Here is a 16,527-nt window from a genome sequence, read left to right on the forward strand (position 1 = left end):
AGGGAGACGCTCCAGCCGCCACCGAGGCGTAACCAGCGGATGGAGCACCGCGAAGGGCACGAGCACCCTCGCGATCGGGGTTCTGGTGTCGCCGAACAGAGTCGCCATGCCCCCTAGCGTCGGTTCAGCGGGCCGAACGTCCGGTTCACTCCAGGATCGGCGTCTTCGAGTGACCGATTCCGTAGACCGCTTGTTCGCGGTCCGGCCAGCGGTCGACGGCTTGGAGGGCTTGCGCGAAATTGGGGCGGTCGAAGCCTGCGTCGTGCTCTTCGGCGAGTTCGAGGAGGCGTTCCGGGGTGTAGCGGCCGGAGGCGAGGGCGGCGTTCACGTCCAGGTAGTCGCGTGGGGCGGCCCGGCCGAACAGTGCGATGACCTTGTTGGCGACTGCGTCGTAGGGGTGGAGGACGGGGCCGACGTCGAGTTGTGTCGTGGCGGGGTCGTCGCGCGTTTCGCGGTGTCGTCGATCCCGGCTCGTGTCCGTCGGGGAGAGCCGCCCAATCGCGTGCGGGCCGCCAGGTCGGCGACAGCAGGGAAAACCGCCCAATCGCGTACGGGCGGCCAAGTCGGCGACAGCAGAAAGAACCGCCCGATCCGGTACGGGCCGCCAAGTCGGCGACAGCGGGGAGAACCGCCGAGGTGGGCCGGGGCCCGGGCGGGTCGGTTACAGGTGGAGTTCCTGGCGGGATTTTGCGCCGAGTTTGCGGAGCACCTTGGCCACGTGCTCCTCGACCGTCCGGCGGGAGAGGAACATCGCCTGGGCGATCTCGCGGTTGGTGCGGCCGTTGGCCAGCAGGCGCGTCACCTCGCGTTCACGGGGCGAGAGTTCGTTGCCGTAGCCGCGGCGGCCGCGGGGTGAGGGAGTGCTCACGCCGATGCCGCGGATCAGGTGGCGGCAGCGGGCCGCGTCCGTGGTCGCGCCCAGGTCCTCGTAGCCGCGCACGAGGTCGCCGAGTGCGGCGACGTCGCCGGCCCGCGCCGCCACGGTCTCGGTGAGCCGGGCCGTGCGGTAGGGGAAGCCGAGGGTCTCGAAGCGGCCGATCGCCTCGTCGAAGAGCCGGGCCGTTGCGGCGACGTCACCCGCGGCTTCCGCGAGTTGCGCGCGCGTCGCGGTCAGGGACGCCTGGGCCAGGGGCGCGTCCACCCCCTCGAGCCCGGCGGCCAGGTCGGCCACGAACGTGTGCGCGTCGTCGTGGCGCCCGGCGGCCACGTACGCCTCCACGGCCGGGCAGGCCAACTCCCCCGCCCACGCCCACAGGCCCTTGCGGCGGATCAGTGCCGCGCCCCGGTCGGCGTACCCGCAGGCCGCCGCGGTGTCGCCGCGGTTCGACAGCAGCGTGACCATCCCGCCGATCGCGGCGATCACGACCGGGATGACGGCCGAGTCGGGCTGATCCATGCGGGTGGCCTTGAAGGCCGCCTCCGCGCGGACCCAGTCGCCACGCGCGGTGGCCAACCAGCCCTTCACCAGGTTCAGTTCGCTGGTGACCCAGAGCAGGTGCGGGTAGGTCCGGGTGAGCCGCTCGGCCCGTTCCGCCAGACCGTCCCAGTCACCGACGTGCCAGTCCAGCCGGGCGCGGGTGGCCTCGGCGGTGCCGACCACGTAGGACGCGCCCGCGCGCTTGGCCAGGTTCAGACCGCTGTGCAGGAACTCACGGGCCCGTGCGTAGTGTCCGGTCCACGCGCATCCGTCGGCGAGATTGCAGTGCGCGCGGGCGAGCGCGCGCAGCGTCCCGGTGTCGACCGGTTCGGACGCGGAGGGCAGGAGGCCTAGCCGATCCCACACCCGCGGGTCGCCGACGAGCACCCTGGCGCCGAGCGTGGACGCCAACAACTCGGTGCGCGGACCACCCGGCTCCAGGTCCTCCAGACTCTCCTCCACCCGCTCCAGCCAGACCAGATCGGCGGCGAACGGATGGGTGCTGATATAGGGCAGGGCCAGCACGGCCATGCCGCGCAGGCGGCGTTCGGGCCGGCTGTGCAGCGCTTCGACGGCCAGTTCGATCTCGGCCCGGCCCCGGCCCATCGCACCTGCCTCACGGATCAACAGCAATCCCAGCCAAAGGTGTACCTCGCCGCGCGCCTCGTCCGAGAGCCGGGGATCGGAACACAACCGCTCGATCTGCGCGGTGACCTCCCGGTGGTGCAGGTTGATCAGCGCGGATTCGCACAGGTTGACCGCGAGTCGGTCCACGTCCGAGGCCGATACGGTGGGTTCGGCCACCGCGGCGCAGAGCAGTTCCATCGCCGTGAGGGCGTCCCCGGCCCGCACCGCGGCGTCGGCCGCCGCCTCGCTGTAGCGCAGCCAGTCCTCCGTCAGCCCGGCGCGCCTGCTGTGCGAGGCCAGCCGAATCAGCGGCGGCGGGTCCAGCCGGACCAGCTCCCCGACCGCACGCACGTGCAGCTCCTGACGGTAAGGGCCGGAGAGCGCGTCGTACACCGCCCGTCGGGCGAGCGAATGCCGGAAGCCGTACTCGTTCTCCGCCACCTCCACCAGGACCGCCTGCTCCAACAGCCGGGTGACCTGCCCCCGGCTGCGGTCCACACCGGAGACCGCGCTCAGCAGGGCGATCGAGGCGGGCATCCCCAGGACCGCCGACGCGTGCGCGACGGCACGCGCGTCGTCCGGCAGCGCGTGCATGCGCTCGAGCATCGCCTCCCGGACCGGTACGGGCACCTCGACGATGTCCAGCAGCCGGCGTGCCGTCACCTCGTCGGTACACGGCCGCTCGTCCAAGGCGCGCAGCGCGCAGGCGGCCTCCTCGACCACGAGCGGGATGCCGCCGGTGTGCTGCCTCATGATCTCGGCGACCCCGGCCGCCACCGGATCGCCGAGGATCGCCTCGAGCATGTCCCGTACGCCGTCGACATCCAACGGCCCCAGGCTCAGGTGCGCTCCGGTGACGCCCGGTGGCGGGCGGAACGGTCGTCCCAGCGGCGCGCTGCCCGCCAAGTCCTCGCGGCGGTACGTCATGACCAACGACAGGCCGGGCGGCGGGTCGGTCATCGTGAATCGCAGGAGTTGCCGAGTGCCCTCGTCCGCCCAGTGCACGTCCTCGATCACCAAAACGACCCGGCCCAACGCGGCCAGCAGGTCGCGGGCGGCGCGGAAGAGCTGGTGTCGTTCGGCGGCCGCGTCGCCCGGTGGCGGGGGCGCGGGCGGCAGCGCGTCGGCCAGTTCGGGCAGGTAGGGGCGCAGCGCGCCGACAACGGGGCTCAACTCCCCACTCTCCTGGGCCAGTCGGCCCGCGCACCGGCGCAGGAGGTCGAAGACGACGCCGTAGGGGAACGGATCACGCAGCGGCTGGCAGTACCGGACCGGAACCCATGGCGGACGGTGGCCCGGATCGGCGGTCGGATCGGCGATCAGTTCGGCGATCAACCGGGACTTGCCGATGCCCGCCTCTCCCTCGACGAAGATCACCGACGGTGCGGCAGTCACCGCGGTGGTCAGGGTCCGCAACTCCCGGTCGCGGCCGACCAGCACCGGTGAACCGGTCCGCGGCGCTGCCGGGGACGAGCCCGCGGTCGGCTGCGCGCCGTTTGTCATCATCCCGCTCCCGCCGGAAAGCCCTGGCTCGACCGTTGATCGCTGATGAGGTTCCCAGAGGATAGCCGGCCCGATGGTGTTGCGGAAGGTCGCCTACTCGCACGCCTGAAACCCGTATCCCTACGGGTGGTTGCCACGGTTGTTCGGGTAATGGCGCCGGACGGATCGTTCTCGCCGAGTGGCTCACCCTTCCCTGACCCCCGGCAGCCACTCCTCGAGTCCGGTCCACCGGCCCCGAGCGGGGAGACGGAGTTCTCATGCGAGACAGACCCCTGCGCGGCGCACGGCGTGTCGGCGCGGTGGCCGTGCTGGCCGCCGGCGCGCTGGCCTTCGGCGGCGCAGCCGGCGCCCAGCCGTCCCAAGTTGCCGCCCCGATGGCCGAGGCCGCGGTCCATCAGGCGTCCCGGCCGGTTCCGGGACAGTACATCGTCGTTCTCAAGGAGGGCGCGCCCCAGGCCGCGGCCGGTCGGGCCGCCGGTTTGGCCCAGACGTACGGCGCCGTGGTCACGAGGACCTTCTCCGCCACGTTCAACGGGTTCACCATCCGCGACACCGATCCGCAGGAAGCCCGGCGGCTCGCGGCGGATCCGTCGGTCGCGGCGGTGTACCAGGACGGCACCGCCCACGCCGCGGGCGAGCAGCCGAACCCGCCCTCGTGGGGCCTGGACCAGGTCGACCAGAAGACGACCGCTCTCGACAGGAAGTACACCTATCCGAACACCGCCGACGGCGTCACCGCCTACGTCATCGACTCCGGTGTGAACAAGAACCACGCCGAGTTCGAGGGCCGGGCCGGCTTCGGCTACGACTTCGTCGACAACGACGCGGATGCCGGTGACTGTTACTGGCACGGAACGCACGTGGCCGGCACCATCGCCGGCAAGACCGTCGGCGTCGCCAAGAAGGCCGGAATCGTCGCGGTTCGGGCGCTCGGCTGTGATGGCAGCGCACCCGACTCGGCCACCGTCGCCGCGCTGGAGTGGGTCGCCACCAACGGCAGGGGCCCGGCCGTGGTCAACATGAGCCTGGCCATGGACGTCGTCGGCGTCGGCGACCAGCAGGTCAAGGCGCTGGTGGCCAAGGGCTTCGTCGTCGTGGTCGCGGGCGGCAACAACGGCCAGGACGCCTGCGGTGTCAGCCCCGCCCGGGTGCCCGAGGCGATCACCGTCGGCTGGATGAATCAGGGCGGCGGCCGCAGCGGCAACTACGGCACCTGCCTCGACCTGTTCGCACCCGGCGGCAACATCACCTCCGCCGACCACACCGGCGGCTACCGCTCCGGCAGTGGCACGTCGATGGCGACCCCGCATGTCGCGGGGGCGGCGGCGATGTACCTGGAAGCCAACCGCGGTGCCACACCGCAGCAGGTACGCGACGCGCTCGTCGACAACGCCACGCCGAACCTGGTCACCAACGCCGGGGCCGGTTCGCCGAACAGGCTGCTCTACACCGGCTTCATCGGCGGCGGCACCGGACCGGTGTGCGGCACCGGGACCAGTACCGAGGCAGTGCCCATCCCCGACGGCGGGGAAGGCGGCAGCAACATCACCCAGGACTCCTGTGCCGGTCGGGCCTCGGCCACGTTGCCGGTGAAGGTCGACATCGACCACACCTACAGCGCCGACCTGTCCATCGACCTCATCGGGCCGAGCGGCACCACGTACTCGCTCAAGCGTGCGGGCGGCATCGGCACGGCGGACGGCGTCCACCAGACCTTCACGATCGACGCTTCCGCCGAGAACGCCAACGGCGTCTGGAAGGTGCGGGTCAAGGACGCGTACCGGTACGACACCGGCGTGCTCACCGGTTGGTCGATCACCTTCTGAGCCGGCCGGAGGGCCACGGGCCGGTCCCTTCCCGGGCCCGACCCCGGCGCCTCGCCCGAGGTACGCCCGGGGACGACCGCTTCCTTCGTGCCCTTCGGTTGCGCGTCCTCTCCCACCCACCCCATCGGCAAGGAGACGTCCATGAGAGCAAGGCATCTGATCGGGCCACTGATCCTCGCGGTGGCCGCGGCCGTCCTGCCGGCCGCCGTACCGGCCGCCGCCCAGGGCACACCCCCGCCCGCCATCGCCGCCACCCCCACCGACCAACTGCGTCCCGAGGGCGGAACCAGTCCCCGGGTGGTCAACGGGCAACGCACCACGGTCCGGGAGAACCCGTCCCTCATCACCGGCCTGCGCGTGGGCGGCGGCGGCCCGCAGGGCGCCTCCTGCACCGCCTCGGTGGTCGGCCGGAACAAGATCCTCACCGCGGCGCACTGCATGATCGACGTCAGCGGTGACAAGAGCTATCTGTACGGCGACGACGACCTGAACACCGCCGGCGACGAGAGCTTCCGCACCAAGGTCGCCTCCTACAAGGTCCACCCGAGGTACACCGGCCCCAACAGTTGGCAGAGCGGCTACGACGTCGCCGTGGTGACCACGGTGGACGACATCCCGGTGCCCGCGAACCAATGGGCCAAGGTCGCCGGCTCGTCCGACGAGGCGCTCACCCGACCCGGCAAGTCGGGGACGGCGATCGGTTGGGGCAAGGTTTCCGGCAGTGGCTCGTCCGGCGTGCTCAACAAGACCACGATGCCGGTCAACGACGCCGCCGACTGCCAGGTGTTCGACATCCGGGTCAACCCCGACGTGATGGTCTGCGTCGGCTACAACGACGGCCGCACCGGGACCTGTTCGGGAGACAGCGGCGGTCCGTTCACGGTCGACGGCGTCGTGGTCGGCGTCGTGTCGTGGGGGTCCAGCCAGTGCGACCGCTACAGCGTCATGGCCCGTCTCACCAATGTGATGGGTGACTGGGCCAAGGGCGAAATCGGCGGCGGCAACCCGGGGGACGGGAAGTTCTCGGTGGGTCTCAGCCCCTCCTCCGGACGGGTCGCCCCCGGCAGGTACGTGTCCACCACGCTGACCAGCCAGGCCGGTGACGCGGGCTCCGAGCAGATCGAACTGTCGGCCACCGGGCTCCCCACCGGTACGACCGCCACGTTCCAGCCCACGTCCATCCGGTCCGGCGACACGTCCAAGGTCACCTTCGAGACCACCGCGCAGACCCCGAAGGGCAATCACACCATCACCGTCCAAGCCAGGGGCGCATCGGGCACCAAGACCGCGACGTACACGCTCGCCGTCGACGACGGCGGCACCCCCGAAGGCCCCAGGCCCGTGCCGGCCACGGATTCCGCGACCACGGCCCCCGGCGGCATCGTCCAGGCACGGATCTCGGTGACCGGCGGACAGGGCTCCAGCAGGCTCACCGCCACCGGTGTGCCGATGGCGCCGATGTTCTTCCCACAAACGGTGGCGCCCGGCGGTAGCTCACAGATGACCGTCTTCGCCCCGTTCCAGGCCGGTGTCTACAAGATCACCGTCACGGCCACGGACGAGGCGGGAAGGAGCGGCAGTTCGGACTACACCCTGACCGTCCGCTGAGCATCCACCAACGAGTCCGAAGAACGACACGCGAGCACCCGCGAGCACCGCTCGCGGGTGCTCGCGTGCATGCGGGGGTGGTGGCAGCCGGGTCGCGGCCTCCGAGTTTCGGGTTTCACCGCTCCGTTGTCGCGCGCGGCGAGGAGACTACACATGGCGCCGAGACGGGCGCGCGTTCCGAAGGCGGGTCCATACCGCGCGGGGGCTTCGGGTGGATCGACGGGTTCGGCATGAACTCTCTTTCCGCGTGCTCTCGTTCGCGTGATTCCGCGCACGCGCGCGGCGAGGCAGGAAGCCGGTGGGGGCGGGCGCGGACGACACCGCCACGTCACCGCCGCCGACGCCCTCCTCGCCCCGTGCCGAGCCGGCTCACGCAGCCTCGGGTGTCCGGCTCGGAGCATAGAAGTGTCACATGTGAAATGGTACCGTCCGGAATATCACAACGCGATGATCGGGGCGTGCAATGGGTGACATGGGTGACATGGGTGACGACGACATGACCGGCAACAGGGCGCGTGGGGCCGAAAAGCATGACCACGCGGTGCCGGCGGCGCTGGCGGAGGCGTTTCGACACGGGTGGGCCGACACCGCGATACAGGCGCCGCCCGTGTCCGGGGCGGCGTACGCGGCCAAGCGGCGGGCGGCGGTGTCCGAGCGCTTTCCCGGTGAGCGGATCGTGGTGCCGTCGGGTGGGTTGAAGGCGCGCAGCAACGACTTCGACTACGCGTTCCGGCCGCACTCGGCGTTCGTGCACCTGACCGCCGAGCAGGGCACGCAGGCGGTCCCGGACAGTGTGCTGGTCTTCGAGCCCGACGGGAACGGGCACTCGGTCACGCTGTTCACCCGGCCACGCTCACCGCGCGACGGCGGGCCCGACGGTGCGGGGTTCTACGGCGACCGGCGGTACGGCGAGTTCTGGGTCGGGCGCCGGCGCACGCTCGCGGAGACCGCCGACGCCCTCGGGATCGAGTCGGCCCCGCGCGAGGACCTCGAACGGGCCCTGCGCGGACGGAAGGCACCGACCCGGGTGGTGCGCGGCGAGGACTCGCTCGTCGACGCGCTGGTACCGCCGGCGTCGGGGGCCGGCGCCGAGGCAGAGGCCGAACTGCTCACCTTCCTGTCCGAGTCGCGGCTGGTCAAGGACGAGTGGGAGGTCGAGCAGCTGCGTGCGGCCGTGGGCCACACGGTGGCCGGATTCCACGACGTGGTGGGCGAGTTGGATCACGCCACCGGTCTCGAGCGTGGTGAGCGCTGGATCGAGGGCACGTTCAATCGGCGGGCCCGGCTCGAGGGCTACGGGCTGGGCTTCGAGACCATCGCGGCGGCCGGCGCGCACGCGTGCGTCCTGCACTGGATGCGCAACGACGGACCGGTGCGCACGGGCGACCTGTTGCTGCTGGACGCCGGTGTCGAGGCCGACTCGTTCTACACCGGCGACGTCACCCGTACACTGCCGGTCGGCGGACGCTTCACCGACGTGCAACGCCGGGTCTACGACCTCGTCTTCGCCGCCCAGTCGGCGGGTATCGCCGCGCTGCGGCCCGGCGCGCGGTTCGGCGACTTCCACGCCGCCGCGATGCGCGTGATCGCCGAAGGCCTGGACGAATGGGGCCTGTTGCCCGGCGGGGCGGAGGCGGCCCTGGCCCCCGACTCCGGCCTGTATCGCCGCTTCACCCTCTGCGGCTCGGGCCACATGCTCGGCCTGGACTGCCACGACTGCGCCGCCGCCCGTCGACAGAGCTACCCGGACGGCCTGTTGGCACCCGGGCACGTGCTCACCGTCGAGCCCGGCCTGTACTTCCAGCCCGACGACCTGACCGTGCCGGAGGAGTTGCGCGGGATCGGTGTTCGCATCGAGGACGACTTCCTGATCACGGCCGACGGCGCACAGTGCCTGTCGTCGGGCCTGCCACGCGCCGCGGACGAGGTCGAGGCCTGGATGGCCTCGCTGCGATGACCGTGCGCGGTCCACTGGTGGACCAGGTCTGCGGACAGTTACGGCAGGCCGGCGTGGTGGCGGTGATCGGGCCCACCGGGTTCGGCAAGTCCGCGGTCCTGGACGCCGTGTGCACGGCGTGGCAGGCGGCCGGGGATCCGGTGGTCCGGCTCAGCTCGGCGCGCGCCGACGCGAACATCGCCTACGCGCCGCTGATGGACCTGTTCACCGCGTGTCCGGCCGAAGTGCGCGGCGAACTGTCCGAGCTGCAACGCTCGACGATGGACTGGGTGTTGCGGCGCGTCGCGGGGCCCGAGCCGGACACCGCGACGTTCCGCGGCACGGTGTTGTCCTGCCTTCAGGCGTGGGGGCGCAGGGCCCGGCCGTTGTTGTCCGCCGACGACGTGCAGTGGTGGGGTCCGGGCAGTCTGGACGTCTTCGGTTTCGCCGCGCGGCGCAGTCGCGGCAGCGTGTCGCTGCTGGCCGCGTTGCGGCCCGACGGCCCGTCGCCGCACGACGTGCTCGGCGGCGGCGCGGTCGAGATCGGGATACCACCGCTGAGCCCGGAGGAATCGGCGGCCGTCGTACGGTCGTTCGGCATCCCGCTGCGCACCGCGGGCCGCATCCACGCGGCGACGGGCGGCAGTCCGCGACTGGTCTCGGACATCGCCGCCGGGCTGGCCCGGGCCGGGCGTTCGGCCACGGCGTGGGACGCCGAACCGCTGGCCCCGCACGCGCGCAAGGCGATGCGCGCGTGGCTGGCGGACCTGGCCGAACCGGTGCGCCGGGTGCTGCTGTTGGCGGCGTTGGCCGCCGATCCCTCGCTCGACGGCATCCGTCGGGCCACCGGGTACACCGCCGACGCCGCGCCGACCGCGGACGCCGCCCTGGCCACCGCCCAGGACGCCGGGCTGATCCGGGTGATCGACGGTGCCGTGTCCTTCCCGGCGCCGGTCCTGCGCGAGGGCATCGTCGCCGAGGCCGGGCGCGAGTCGGTGCGCCGCGCCCATCGCGCACTGGCGGCGGTGTCCACCGGCGCCGACGACCGGACCTGGCACGAGGCGTCCGCCCTGGCCCCGGCCACCACCGCGGCGCGTCTGGTCCTGGTGCTCGCCGACGCCGCCGCGGCGGCGCGCGAGCGCGGCGACCACACCCGGGCCGCGGAGTTCGCCCTGCTGGCGGTCGACCGGGCCGGCGGCACCCGACCCGATCTGCTGGTGTCTGCCGCCCGGGACGCCGAGACTGCGGGGCGCTTCGACCTCGCCTGGACGGCCCTGGACCGGCTGGACCGCACCCGGGCCGGACCGGCACAGCGCGCCCGGGCCCGCATCGCGGTCGTGGACGCCGCCGGCCGCGGCGCCGCGCTGCTGGCGGACATCGCGGCCCGGGCGCTGGCCGACGCCACGGCCGCCGACGAACCGGCGTTGGTCTCGGCGGCGCATCTGCGGCTCGCCTGGAGCGCGCACCTGACCCGGGGCTATCCCGCCGAGGCCCTGGCGCACGCGTGCGCGGCCGTGGAGTGGGCGGATCGGGCCGGCGACCCGGCGAGCCGCGCCGCCGCGATCACCTTGACCGCCCGGATCCAGCAGGGTCGCGGCTCGCCGGAGCATGCCGGGACGCTGCGCCTGGCGTTGCAGCCGGGCGCGACGGGCGGAACCGGGGCGGGTGGCGCCGGTGACCCGCCTCCGATCTCGGACGATCCGCGCCGGGTCGCGGTGTCCTTCGCCCTCCTGGAGGACCGCCTGGACGAGGCCGGGCGGTTGCTGGACGCGCTTCGCCCGGGGTTCGGGTCGGCCGCCGGGCGGGCCGACCCGGGGCGGCTCCTGGGCTGCGCCGTACTGATCCACGCGCACGGCGGCGACGGTCGGGCGGCGCGTGAGGAGGCTCGCCGACTGCTGGCGCTGGCCCGCGAGTTGGGCGCATCCCCCGGCCCGCCGTGGTACGCGGCGGCGACCGCCGAACTCGCGGGCGGAACCCTGGAGCAGGCGCTCGCCTACGCGGGGCTGGGACTGACCGCGTCGGAGGAGGAGAAGGACACCGTCTTCGCGGCGCACTGCCTGCATCTGTCCGGCCGTACGCGGCTGTTCCTGCGCGACACGGCCGGCGCGCTGGCGGATCTGCTGCGCGTGCGGGATCTGGTACGCGAGTTGTCCGTCCGGGATCCGGCGGCGATCCGCTACGACGCCGACCTCGCCGAGGCCCTGGTCGCCGCCGGGGATGTCGAGGCCGCGGCGCGCACCATCGCCGATGCCCGAGACCCGGCGCGGGAGTTGTCGCGGCGCGGCGTACTGGCCTCGCTCGACCGCGCCCAGGCACTGTGCGCGGCGGCGGCGGGCGAGTTCACGGCGGCCGAGCGGCTGCTCACCCGGGCCTGGGAGGCGTTCGCGCGGTTGGGCTACCCGTTGGAATGCGGCCGGGTGTTGCTGACCCACTCGGCCGTCGAGCAGCGACGCAGACGCCCCGCCCGCGCCCGGGAGTTGCACGCGGCGGCGGAGGCGGTGTTCCGCAAGGCGGATGCACCGCTGTGGGAGCCGGACCGACCTGAGCGAACCGGGGCACGGGCCGGGCTCGCGGGCCTGACCGACGCCGAACAGCGCATCGCCGAACTGGTCGCCGACGGGTGCGGCAACCGGGACATCGCGGCGTCGTTGTATGTCAGCGTCAAGACCGTGGAGGCGGTCCTGACCCGGATCTATCGCAAGCTCGGCGTGCGGTCGCGGATCCAACTGGTGGCGCTCGTACACAAGGACAGGCACCAGCCGGCGCGGTAGTGCCGATCGTGGTTGCCCCGGGGCGGAAGCGGTCGGGGGAGGTGGGTGGGTCATCGAAGGCCGGGTGTCGTCGTAGGAATGGCGGTGTCGTCGCAGCCGTGTGAGGTGTCGTCGCGGGCCTGGGAGGTGTCGTCGCGGGCATGGGGCTGTCGTCGAAGGCCGGGTATGTCGCCGAGGGGCCGGGCGTGTCGTCGAAGGCCCGGCAAGCCCCGGCGAAGACCCGGCGAAGGTGTCGAGGTCAGTCCGCGAACGCCCAGGAGATCGCGCCTCGGGAGGCGTTGACCACCTTGGAGTCGGCGGAGCCGCGCACCAGTGCCCCGTTGGTGCGATCGCCGTAGGCGTAGACGCCGAGCACGAAGTCGAACTCGGCCGTCTTGCGGTGCCCGGCCTCCTCGGCGCTCGGACCGTCCGCGACCGGGAGTTCCAGCGTGGACGCTTCGACCATGCGCTGACAGGTCCAGGTGTCCACCCCGTCCGCCACGAAGCGCTCGCGCAGGGCCGGCGCGGAGTGCTCGGCGCCGATCAGGACACCGTCGCCGCCGTAGGTGTAGCTGTGCTTGAAGACGTAGTCGCCCCGGGAGGCCAGTACGTCGTCGAGGGTGTCCGGCGCGAGGTCGAAGGTCATCGGTACGTGGTGTCGGAGAGTCTCCACCTCTTCCGGGTCGAGCAGGTGATGCAGGTCGGGATCGCACAGCAGGGAGAACCATTTGCGGTGCATGCCGAGTTCGGCCTCGAACATGCACGAGACGGTGGCGCCGCTGTCGTCGACGGCCTTGAGGAAGGCGCCGTCGTCGTCGGTGTCGGCGAAGGTGATCAGTCGGTGGACGAGGATGCGGCGCGCGTGCGGCGCGCGCAGCCACTGCGCCCGGTAGGAGGTCTCGTTGCAGTAGACGACGTCCAGGTCGGGCGCCATGATCCGGAGGAAGTCCACGAGCGGCTGGTCGCGGCCGTAGCCGCGTCGGGAGTGCCGCACGGAGTCCAGGATGACCAGGCGGTCGAGCCCGAGTCGGGTGCACTGCGTCAGGTAGTGCCGGGCCAGGTCCAGGAACGGTGAGGCGCCCGCCGCGGGGAGTCCCAGCAGTTCGGCGTGCAGTCGTGCGCTGTGCTGGCATTCGCCGCCGCCCACGCCGGAGAAGGTGTTCAACTCGCAGAAGGCGTAGCCCGATTCGGTGGGAATGATGTCGGCGCGGGCCAGCGCGGTGCCCTCGGTCATCCATTGCCAGTGGATGTGGCCCGCCATCGCCTCCGGAATCCGGAACGTGGCCGCCAGTTCGGCGGTCGACAGGGACGAGCACACGTGCCGCATCACCTTGCGGTGGGCGGAGACCAGCCGGGCTGTGGCTGACCGGAGTTCGTCGAGGGTGGTCCGGTCCAGCCGGAAGTGTGTGGACAACGTCGGGAAGAGGAAGCCGAGATCGCGCAGGTGCCGGTCGCAGACGTCTCGGGCCAGGGCGAGGTCGTGCGGGCTGTGTTCGGTGAACACTCGGTCCAGGAAGGCGCGGTTCTCAGCGGCGAACATCGGCGGGCTCCGATTCCGGGTCGGGGCGGTGGGCGCGGATGGCGAGGTCGGGGCCGAGGCCGAGCCCGACGTCGGGACCGGATCCCGCCCCGACTCCGGCTGCTCCGGCTACGGTTCCGGCTCGGGTTCGGGCCCCGGCTCCGGTCAACCGCGGCCTGGTGTTCCGCCGACCGAACTCGGCCTCCAGCGCCGCCCCCGCCCGGAACAGACTCGCCTCGCCGAACTTGCGTCCCACGAGCTGTAGTCCGATCGGCAGCCCGTCGGCGGCGAATCCCAGCGGCAGCGACAGGGCCGGGTGTCCGGTGACCGCGAACGGGATCGTCTGCATGTCGTTGGCCATGCGTGGCGGCGGCCAGTCGGTGGGAAAGTCGTCGAAGCGGGCCGCGGTGGCCTGGCCGCAGGCGGTGACCAGCACGTCGTGGTCGGCGAACACCTTCCGCTGGAAGGACTCGACGAGGCGCCGGCGTACGTCCATCGCGCGGAGCAGGTCGCCCGCGCCGACCCCGGCCCCGGGCATCAGCTTCTGGTAGGTGAACCGCCCGTAGGACCAGGGGAAGCCGCGCAGATTGCGCTCGTGCACGGCGAAGCCCTCCGCCGCCAGGATCACCCGGCCGCAGGCGTCGAGCACCTCGTACGGGGGCAGTTCGCACTCCTCGACGATCGCGCCGAGCTTGTCCAGGTGGGTCAGGGCCCGCTCGATGCCTTCGGTGATCTCCGGCAGCGTCGCGGGGTCGTGGGCGTACCACGCGGTCGAGTACGCCACGCGCAGGCCCTTGACGTCCTCGGTTGCCGCGCCGAGGAAGTCCGGCGCGGGTGTGTCGCGGGTGCGCGGGTCGCGGACGTCCGGTCCGGCGATCACGTGGAGCGCGGCGGCGGTGTCGGCCACCGTCCAGCCCAGCGGCCCGAAATGGTCCATGGTGTACGACAGCGGGGTGGCGCCGTACCCGGACACGCTGCCGTAGGTGGGCTTGAGGCCGACTGTCCCGCAGTGGAACGCCGGGCCGCGGATCGAGCCGGCGGTGTCGGAGCCGAACGCGACCCGCAGGAACCCCGCGGCGACCGCGACCCCGGCGCCCGACGACGAACCGCTGGGGATGTGCTCGCCGTTCCACGGGTTCCGTGCCGGCGGGAAGGGCAGGTCGACGCTCGGCCCGCCGAGCGCGAACTCGTAGGTGGCCAGCTTGCCCAGCAACACGCCGCCGCCGGCCCGCAGTCGGGCCTCCACGGTGCTGTCCTCGCCGGCCACGTCCGACACGGTCAACCACGAGTGGTTCGTGGTGGGCAGTCCCTCGGCGGCGAAGATGTCCTTGAGCGCGTACGGGATGCCGTGCAGCGGACCTCGGTCGAGGCCCTCGCGCAGTTCCCGGTCGGCCTGCCGGGCGCGCCGCAGCGCCTGCTCGCGGGCGACGAGTACGAAGGCGTGCAGCGTCGCGTCGTGCGCCTCGATCATGCCGAGCGCGTTCTCCACCAGGTCCATCGAGGTGAGCCGGCCCGCGCGCAGCAGCGCACCGGCCTGTGCGACGGACAGTTCGGCGAGCGCGCCGGGGCCGGTGCTGTCGAGGTCAGCCATCGGTGGTCTCCATGGTGCGCAGCAGTTCCATCTTCGCCCGCAGCCCGCGGTAGCCGGCCAGCACACCGGGCGCCAGGTCGCGCGGCATCTCGATGCCGAGCCGTTCCAGGGTGGCGGCGAACTCGCGGTCCGCGGGCTCGACTTCGACGCAGACGGGGTGGTCGGAGTGATCGGGAGGATTGGGGCGGTCGGCGTCATCGATGCCGACGCGTACGCCATCGATGCCGGCGCGGTCGGCGCGGTCGGCGCCGTCCATGGCGATCCGGTCGGCGCTCACGCGGCGGGCCCGTGCCCGCCGGGCAGGCGCGGGCCGGCCTCGCGTTGCGCGGCGAGCCAGGTCTCGGTCTCGCGCGCCCCGATCGGCAGCGCCGCCGACAACACCTGAACGCCGTCGGCGGTCACCCGTACGTCGTCCTCCAGCCGCACGCCGATCCCCCGCAGCCCCTCCGGCACCAGTTCGTCGTGTGGTTGCAGGTACAGGCCGGGTTCCATGGTCAACACATGGTCCTCGCCGAGCACGCCCTGTCCGTAGTACTCCGGGCGCGCGTGCCCGCAGTCGTGCACGTCCAGGCCGAGCATGTGGCCGAAGGCGCACAGGGTCCACCGCCGGTACGGCTGCCGCTTGTCCTGCATGGCCTCCTCGACGCCGCACTTGAGCACGCCCAGGTCGCGCAGGCCCTCGGTGAGGGTGCGCCGGCAGGCCAGGTTGACGTCGTCGAACGCGACGCCGGGCGCCATCGCCGCCAGGCCCGCGTCGCGCGCGGCGTGCACGATGTCGTAGACATCGCGCTCGGCGGTGGTGAAGGTGCCCGACACCGGCAGGACGCGGGTCACGTCGGCGGTGTAGCAGCTCCGTGCCTCGGCTCCCATGTCCATCAGCAGGATGCCGTCCGGCCGGACCGGGCCGTCGTTGCGGCCCCAGTGCAGGATGGTCGAGTGCGCGCCGGCGGCGACGATCGAGTTGTAGCCGACGCCGTTGCCGTCGTGGCGCGCGCGGGTGGCGAAGATGCCTTCGAGCAGCCGCTCGGAGACCGCGCGATCGCTCGGCAGGGCGCGCGCGACATCCTCGAAACCGCGGACGGTGATGTCCACGGCCTCCTGGAGTTGCGCGAGTTCCCAGTCGTCCTTGCGCAGCCGCAGTTCGGCGAGCACGCTCGCGAGCAGCGCGTCGTGGGCCGCGTTCTCCTCGGTCGCGGGGAGCAGGCCCCGGTCGATGCCCGCGTCGTAGCCGCGCAGCACCCGGGTGTTGCGGCCGGCGCGCCGCAACGCCGCCGGGAGGTCGGCGATGGCACGGGTCTGCACCCCCAGCACCGTGGTCTTCTCCTCGGGCGAGAGGCAGCGGCCCTGCCACACCTCGCCGAGGATGCGGTCGAGGTAGCCGACGCCGGACGCCGGGTCGTGCCGCGGGTCCACGTACAGCACCGCGTCGTGGCCGCCGGCGATCGGGTGCATGACGAGCACCGAGTTCGGGTCCTGGTCCGCCGTCAGCCACAGCAGGTCGCTGCCGCCGCGGAACGGGTAGGGCGCGCCGTAGCTGCGCCATTGGATCCGGCCGGTCGGGATGACCAGCGTTTCGCCCGGGAAGGCGTTCGACAGCAGCGCGCGGCGCGCCGACAGCCGGTCGAGGTGGGGTACCGGGACGAGCTCGATCTCCTGTTCCCGCCAACCGCTCGTCATGTAGTCGACGAACTCGGTGGGGATCTCGGTGTCGTGCGCTCCGGTGATCTCTTCCTTGCCGACGTTGGGCACG

General features: G+C 72.5%; 10 protein-coding genes. 4 read left to right on the top strand and 6 right to left on the bottom strand.

Annotation, left to right across the window (positions count from 1 at the left end; all coding sequences use genetic code 11):
* Positions 1–145: 145 nt before the first annotated feature.
* Positions 146–562, bottom strand: a complete 417-nt coding sequence (locus OG948_RS05990) for a nucleotidyl transferase AbiEii/AbiGii toxin family protein (protein ID WP_406294392.1) — start codon at positions 560–562, stop codon at positions 146–148.
* A 99-nt stretch (positions 563–661) separates the two neighbouring features.
* On the bottom strand, positions 662–3,550 hold the full coding sequence (locus tag OG948_RS05995; RefSeq protein WP_406294393.1) for an ATP-binding protein: 2,889 nt from the start codon (positions 3,548–3,550) through the stop codon (positions 662–664).
* A gap of 254 nt (positions 3,551–3,804) precedes the next feature.
* Between OG948_RS05995 and OG948_RS06000 the strand changes: the two genes are divergently transcribed.
* The 4 genes from OG948_RS06000 to OG948_RS06015 all read left to right on the top strand — a co-directional run bounded on the left by OG948_RS06000 (position 3,805) and on the right by OG948_RS06015 (position 11,688).
* Positions 3,805–5,373 (top strand): S8 family peptidase, encoded by a 1,569-nt coding sequence (locus tag OG948_RS06000; protein ID WP_406294395.1) that lies wholly within the window; start codon positions 3,805–3,807, stop codon positions 5,371–5,373.
* 141 nt (positions 5,374–5,514) lie between these two features.
* Complete coding sequence (locus OG948_RS06005) at positions 5,515–6,981, top strand: trypsin-like serine protease (RefSeq protein ID WP_406294396.1); 1,467 nt, start codon at positions 5,515–5,517, stop codon at positions 6,979–6,981.
* Positions 6,982–7,453: 472 nt separating this feature from the next.
* Positions 7,454–8,938 (top strand): aminopeptidase P family protein, encoded by a 1,485-nt coding sequence (locus OG948_RS06010; protein WP_406294398.1) that lies wholly within the window; start codon positions 7,454–7,456, stop codon positions 8,936–8,938.
* Positions 8,935–11,688, top strand: coding sequence for a LuxR C-terminal-related transcriptional regulator (locus OG948_RS06015; RefSeq protein WP_406294400.1), 2,754 nt, complete (start codon positions 8,935–8,937; stop codon positions 11,686–11,688). The genes OG948_RS06010 and OG948_RS06015 overlap by 4 nt, the downstream gene beginning before the upstream one ends.
* A gap of 238 nt (positions 11,689–11,926) precedes the next feature.
* Here the strand turns inward: OG948_RS06015 and OG948_RS06020 are convergent, their stop codons facing one another.
* Genes OG948_RS06020 through OG948_RS06035 form a run of 4 tightly spaced genes read right to left on the bottom strand, consistent with a single transcriptional unit; the run spans position 11,927 to position 16,526 of the window.
* On the bottom strand, positions 11,927–13,207 hold the full coding sequence (locus tag OG948_RS06020; protein WP_406294402.1) for a hypothetical protein: 1,281 nt from the start codon (positions 13,205–13,207) through the stop codon (positions 11,927–11,929).
* Positions 13,194–14,777, bottom strand: a complete 1,584-nt coding sequence (locus OG948_RS06025; RefSeq protein ID WP_406294403.1) for an amidase — start codon at positions 14,775–14,777, stop codon at positions 13,194–13,196. The genes OG948_RS06020 and OG948_RS06025 overlap by 14 nt, the downstream gene beginning before the upstream one ends.
* Complete coding sequence (locus OG948_RS06030) at positions 14,770–15,054, bottom strand: hypothetical protein (RefSeq protein ID WP_406294405.1); 285 nt, start codon at positions 15,052–15,054, stop codon at positions 14,770–14,772. The genes OG948_RS06025 and OG948_RS06030 overlap by 8 nt, the downstream gene beginning before the upstream one ends.
* A complete protein-coding gene (locus OG948_RS06035; RefSeq protein WP_406294406.1) occupies positions 15,051–16,526 on the bottom strand; it encodes an aminopeptidase P family protein in 1,476 nt (491 codons plus the stop codon). The genes OG948_RS06030 and OG948_RS06035 overlap by 4 nt, the downstream gene beginning before the upstream one ends.
* Between the last annotated feature and the right edge of the window lies 1 nt (position 16,527).

This window comes from Embleya sp. NBC_00888 (genome assembly GCF_045207655.1).
Lineage (GTDB): Bacteria > Actinomycetota > Actinomycetes > Streptomycetales > Streptomycetaceae > Embleya.

Coding starts and splice junctions, on each gene's coding strand:
- OG948_RS06010 (WP_406294398.1), top strand. CDS start 7,454: ATGGGTGACATGGGTGACGACGACATGACCGGCAACAGGGCGCGTGGG.
- OG948_RS06015 (WP_406294400.1), top strand. CDS start 8,935: ATGACCGTGCGCGGTCCACTGGTGGACCAGGTCTGCGGACAGTTACGG.
- OG948_RS06005 (WP_406294396.1), top strand. CDS start 5,515: ATGAGAGCAAGGCATCTGATCGGGCCACTGATCCTCGCGGTGGCCGCG.
- OG948_RS06020 (WP_406294402.1), bottom strand. CDS start 13,207: ATGTTCGCCGCTGAGAACCGCGCCTTCCTGGACCGAGTGTTCACCGAA.
- OG948_RS05995 (WP_406294393.1), bottom strand. CDS start 3,550: ATGATGACAAACGGCGCGCAGCCGACCGCGGGCTCGTCCCCGGCAGCG.
- OG948_RS06000 (WP_406294395.1), top strand. CDS start 3,805: ATGCGAGACAGACCCCTGCGCGGCGCACGGCGTGTCGGCGCGGTGGCC.
- OG948_RS06025 (WP_406294403.1), bottom strand. CDS start 14,777: ATGGCTGACCTCGACAGCACCGGCCCCGGCGCGCTCGCCGAACTGTCC.